The following is a 5,192-nucleotide window of genomic DNA, read 5'->3' on the forward strand; positions in this document are numbered from 1 at the left end:
GATCACGAAGCCGGTGATCCGGGCCAGCCAGCGGCGGCGGGTCCGGCGCAGCAAGGCGAGGCCGAGGCCCAGCACCACCGCCAGGGCGTAGCCCAGGATGGTGGCCAGGATGGTGATCTTCACGCCCTCGATCAGGGTCGGGAGAATCTCGGCGACGAAGGCCCAGTCCCAATCCATGGCTCAGCTCCGCACGCCGTCGAGGCCTCGGGCCAGGCGGCGCTCCAGCGCCCGCACCCCGGCCGAGATCAGCATCGCCAGCGCGAAATAGATCACCAGGATGGTGAGGAAAGGGAAGGCGGTGCTGCCGGTCTGGGCCCGCACGATCTGGGCCTGGAAGGTCAGGTCGGTCAGCGAGATCAGCGACACCACGGCGGTGGCCTTTAACAGCTCGATGGCGTTGTTGCCGAAGGTCGGCAGCATCAGCACGAAGGCCTGGGGCAGGATGACATGCCACAGGCTCTGGCGCCGGGTCAGGTTCAGCGCGACGCAGGCCTCGCGCTGCTCGCGCCCGATCGACTGCACGGCGCCGCGCACCACCTCGGCCCCATAGGCCCCGACATTGAGGCCGAGGGCCAGCACCCCGGCCAGCAACGGGCTCAGCTCGAACCCGGCCAACGGCAGCACGAAATAGATCCAGAACAGCTGCACGAAGATCGACGTGCCGCGGAAGAACTCGACATAGGTCGTGGCGATGGTGCGGATGGCGAAATTGGACGAGATTCGCCCCAGCCCGGCCAGGAAGGCCATGACCAGCGCCAGGGCGCAGCCCAGCACGGTCAGCTCGATCGTCACCCAGGCGCCGTCGAGGATCAGCCCGAGATAGCCTTCCCACTGGCTCATGCGGCGGCTCGCAGGGGCATCGTGTCCCTATGGCGAGGCCGGAGCCGCCCCCTCACCCTCCCGCCGCAAGCGGCGGGTCCCTCCCTCTCCCCAAGGAGAGGGAAGGCACCCTTCTCGCGGCGAGAGCATGCATCACCTCTCCCCCGGGGAGAGGTCGAAATCGCGACAGCGATTTCGGGTGAGGGGGTTGGCACCGGCCCGTCTCCCCGCACCGTCAGTTCGCGCTGCCGCAGAGCTGGTCGCGGTTGGCTTCGATCGCGGCCTTGGCCGAGAAGCCGTAGGGCTCGACGATCTTGGCGAACTCGCCGGACTGCTTCAGCGCCGCCAGCTCCTTGTCGAAGGCGTCGCGCAGCGCTGTGTCCTGTTTGCGGAAGGCGGCGCCGTCGCAATAGACCGGCGCGTTCTTCACCGGCCCGACCATCTCGATATTCGGGTCGCGGGCCTTCTTCAGCAGGTCCTGGATCGACAGGATCGGCAGCGAATAGACGTCGATGCGGCCGTCCTGCAGCATCTTGATGCCGCTCTGCCCGTCCGGCACCACGATCACCCGCTCGCGCGGAACCCCGGCCTCCAGCGCCAGCCGCTCCTCGGTGCCGCCGCCCGGCGCGCCGATCTTGGCGACGGCGTTGGCGGCAATGTCGGCATAGCTCTGGAAGTTCGACGGGTTGCCCTTCTTCACCGCGAAGGCCTCGCCGTCGCACAGGATCGGCTGGGAATAGGCCACGGCGCGGCAGCGCTCCGGCTTCATGAACAGGCCGGCGGTGACGGCGTCGAAGCGGCGCGCCTGCAGCCCGGGGATCATGGCGCCGTATTCCGAGATCGAGGCGACCACGTCGGGCACGCCCATGCGCTTGAACACCTCGCGCGCCACGTCCGGCCCGGCGCCGGAGACCTTGCCGTCCGCCGCCACCGCAGTGAAGGGCGGCTCATTGGCGATGGCGATGCGGGCGAAGCCCTGCTCCTTCAGATTGTCCAGCGTGTCGGCCGCGGCCGGCTGTGCCAGAGCCACGGCCGATACGGCGGCCAGGACCAGACGCGCGCGAAATCCCTTGTTCATCTCTGCCTCTCCTGTTTTCTCGTTTGCGGTACGGCGGCCCGGGTCAGACCCTGTGGCCGGCGGCGATGATCTTCTTGAGGAAGGTCTGGGTCCGCTCCTCGCGCGGGTGCCGGAAGATCTCGTCCGGCCGCCCCTCCTCGACGATCCGGCCGCGATCGAAGAACAGGACCCGGTCGGCGAAGTCGTGGGCGAAGCTCATCTCGTGGGTGACCAGCAACATGGTCATGTCGGTCTCGGCGGCCAGGCGGCGCATGACGTTCAGCACCTCCTCCACCAGCTCGGGGTCGAGGGCCGAGGTGACCTCGTCGAACAGCATGATCTTCGGCTTCAGTGCCAAAGCGCGGGCGATGGCCACGCGCTGCTTCTGGCCGCCGGACAGCTGCGCTGGCATCGCCTTGGCCTTGCCGGCCATGCCGACCAGTTCCAAGAGCTCCATCGCCCGGGCCTCGGCGGTCTTGCGGTCGACGCCGGCGGTCAGGATCGGGGCCAGGGTGACGTTATCCAGCACGCATTTGTGCGGGAAGAGGTTGAACAGCTGGAACACCATGCCGATCTTGGCGCGCATCCTGTGCAGGTGGCGCTCGTCGGCCGGCACCAGCCCGCCGTTCCGCGGCATGTGGAACAGCTGCTCGCCCTCAATCCGGATATGGCCGCCGTTGATCTGCTCCAGCGTCATCAGGATGCGCAGGATGGTGGTTTTGCCGGAGCCGGACGGCCCGATCAGGGCCAGCTTCTCGCCCGGCTTCACGGTGAAGGTCAGGTCGTCCAGCACGGTCAGCGGTCCGAAGCGCTTGGTCACGCCTTCGACGCTGATGCACGGATCGATGGTGACGACGGAGTCGGGCAAGTCGCTCTCCCTGTGTCGCGACGGCCTGTGTTGCCGCCAACGATGGGAGGGAGACAAAATCATGTCAAATGGAAAAACAAATCAGTACAATTTCGCCTCGCGTGATGATTCCTTAGGCAGAGGCATGCCTGTTTCTACATCGCCAGCAGCACCGGCTCCGGCTCGCCCTGCAGCAGGTTGACGACGATCTTCAGCCCGTCGCGCAGCTGCTCCGGCGTGGTCGACCCGACTGAGATGCGCACCGCCGGCTGCCGGTCCATGCCGCCCTCGATAGCAAAGGAGGCCCCGGGCGCGATCGCCACGCCCTGCAGCCGGGCATGGGACACGAACTCCTCCTCCGACCGCCCCTCGCCCAGCGGCAGCCAGACATGCAGCCCCTCCGGATGGGCCTTGTGCGGGATGCCGGCCAGCAGCTCGGCCGCGATCGCCTGGCGGCCGCGGATCGCCTGGTTCTGCCACCGCACCAGCTCCGCCGCCGTGCCGTTCTCGACCCAGCGGGCGGCCAGCTCGGCCACCAGCCCGGTCGCCATCCAGCTGGTGACCAGGCTGCGATTAGCGACGCCGGGCCCCAGCCGGTCCGGCACCACCAGATAGCCGGCGCGCAGCCCCGGCATCACGCATTTGGTGAAGGTGGAGACGTGTAGCGTGCGCTCCGGCGCTAGGGCGGCCAGGGGCGGCAGGCGGTCGGTCAGCAGCGGCGCCAGAACGTCGTTCTCGATGATCTGCAGCCCGCGGCGGCGCGCCACCTCGACGATCGCCTCCCGCCGCGCCGCGCCCATCAGGCTGGCGGTGGCGTTGATCGGGTTCGGCATGACGAACAGGGCGCGAACATCGCCCTCGCGGCAGGCCTCGTCCAGCGCCTCGGGGATCACGCCCTCGCCGTCGATCGCGACGCCGCGCAGGCGCAGGCCGAGATAGGCGGCCAGCGGCACCAGCGTGTGGTGGCCGACCGCCTCGGTCACCACGGTCGATCCAGGTGGGGCCGCGGCCATCAGGGCGATGGTCATGCCGGAGGTGGCGCCGTTGGTCAGGTGGATCGTGCCGGGCGTCGCCTCGACCCCGCAATGATCGCGCAGCCAGGCCTGGGCCACCCGGCGATGGCGGGCGAACAGCATGTTCGGGCGGAAGGACAGCACGGCGGAATGCGGCAGCGTGTCGGCCAGCTCGTGCAGCGCCGCCTTCATCGCCTCGATATGCCGGGTCTCGCACACCACGGGCTTCAGGATCGAGAGGTCGATCACCTCGCTCAGCCGCTCCGGAATATAGGGCGGCGCGGGCTCGCGCTGCGGCGGACGGATGAAGGTGCCGCGCCCGGTCTCGCCGGAGATCAGGCCGCGGCGGATCAGCTCCTCATAGGCGCGGCTGACGGTCTGCACCGACAGGTCCAGCGTCTCGGCCATGTGCCGGTGGGCCGCCAGCCGTTCCCCCGGCTGCAGCCGCCCGTCGGCGATCGCCCGCGCGATCTGGTCGGCCAGGGAGAGGTAGGCGGGGCGGCGGAGGGTGGCGGGATCGGGCTGCCAGATTGTCATGATTCGACAATGATCCAGGATCAGTTCAATTGACAACCGGAATCCCGTTCCGACCCGGGCGGTGGGGAGAAAGTCTCTCCATTGACCCGGCCCCGGGGAGATTTGGTCCATCGGCGCTCGCCGAAACAGCCTCCCTCTCCTCCCCCGCCCCCTACGCTGGCGGTCCTGTTCCCGATGGAGGCCGCCATGACCGTCACCACCCTTCCCGCGACCATGCGCGCCGTCGTCCTGACCCGCCATGGCGACCCGGAGGCGCTGGTCTATCGCGACGACGTGCCGGTGCCGCGGCCAGCCGCCGGCGAGGTGCTGGTCGAGGTCGCCGCCTGCGGCATGAACAACACCGATGTCTGGGTCCGCGAGGGCGCCTACGGCACCGAGGCGGACCCGCAGGCGGTGTCGAGCTGGCGCGGCCGCGGCGACCGGTCGACGCTGACCTTCCCGCGCATCCAGGGGACCGACACGGTCGGCCGCATCGCCGCAGTCGGCGCCGACGTGCCGGCGGCGCGGATCGGCGAGCGAGTGATGGTCGATTTCAGCATCTACAACCGCGACGACGACAGCCTGGCCGACATCGACTACATCGGCCATGGCCGCGACGGCGGCTATGCCGAGTACATGACGGTGCCGGCCGACCATGCCCATCGCGTCGACACGCCGATGAGCGATGTCGAGCTGGCCACCTTCTGCTGCGCCTACCTGACCGGCGAGCACATGCTGGACCGCGCCCGGGTGGCGGCGGGCGAGCGGGTGCTGGTCACCGGTGCCTCGGGCGGCGTCGGATCCGGCATCATCCAGCTGTGCCGCGCCCGCGGCGCCATCCCCTATGCCGTGGTCGGGCGCGGCAAGGAGGAGGCGGTGCTGGCGGCGGGCGCCGAGGCGGTGGTCACCCGCGATGCCGGCGATCTGGTCTCGGCGGTGG

Annotated in this window: 5 protein-coding genes; 1 reads left to right on the forward strand and 4 read right to left on the reverse strand. The window is 69.4% G+C overall.

The features are described from left to right. Positions 1-180: 180 nt before the first annotated feature. The 4 genes from ehuC to ABDW35_RS31715 all read right to left on the reverse strand — a co-directional run bounded on the left by ehuC (position 181) and on the right by ABDW35_RS31715 (position 4,273). Entirely contained in the window at positions 181-840 is a 660-nt protein-coding gene (gene ehuC / locus ABDW35_RS31700; RefSeq protein WP_343717835.1) for an ectoine/hydroxyectoine ABC transporter permease subunit EhuC, read from the reverse strand. A gap of 214 nt (positions 841-1,054) precedes the next feature. After that, on the reverse strand, positions 1,055-1,897 hold the full coding sequence (ehuB, locus tag ABDW35_RS31705; RefSeq protein ID WP_343717836.1) for an ectoine/hydroxyectoine ABC transporter substrate-binding protein EhuB: 843 nt from the start codon (positions 1,895-1,897) through the stop codon (positions 1,055-1,057). 43 nt (positions 1,898-1,940) lie between these two features. Then, positions 1,941-2,744, reverse strand: coding sequence for an ectoine/hydroxyectoine ABC transporter ATP-binding protein EhuA (ehuA, locus tag ABDW35_RS31710; protein WP_343717837.1), 804 nt, complete (start codon positions 2,742-2,744; stop codon positions 1,941-1,943). Positions 2,745-2,878: 134 nt separating this feature from the next. Beyond that, complete coding sequence (locus tag ABDW35_RS31715) at positions 2,879-4,273, reverse strand: PLP-dependent aminotransferase family protein (protein WP_343717838.1); 1,395 nt, start codon at positions 4,271-4,273, stop codon at positions 2,879-2,881. A gap of 186 nt (positions 4,274-4,459) precedes the next feature. Here ABDW35_RS31715 and ABDW35_RS31720 point away from each other — a divergent pair. Continuing rightward, positions 4,460-5,192: alcohol dehydrogenase catalytic domain-containing protein (locus ABDW35_RS31720; RefSeq protein WP_343717839.1), on the forward strand; the 733-nt coding region annotated here is incomplete at its 3' end.

The sequence above is a fragment of the Inquilinus sp. genome (assembly GCF_039594555.1).
Taxonomy (GTDB): domain Bacteria; phylum Pseudomonadota; class Alphaproteobacteria; order DSM-16000; family Inquilinaceae; genus Inquilinus.

What these genes read in the sequence shown, in the direction of transcription:
- ehuC (WP_343717835.1), bottom strand. Translation starts at nt 840, where the DNA reads ATGAGCCAGTGGGAAGGCTATCTCGGGCTGATCCTCGACGGCGCCTGG.
- ehuB (WP_343717836.1), bottom strand. Translation starts at nt 1,897, where the DNA reads ATGAACAAGGGATTTCGCGCGCGTCTGGTCCTGGCCGCCGTATCGGCC.
- ABDW35_RS31715 (WP_343717838.1), bottom strand. Translation starts at nt 4,273, where the DNA reads ATGACAATCTGGCAGCCCGATCCCGCCACCCTCCGCCGCCCCGCCTAC.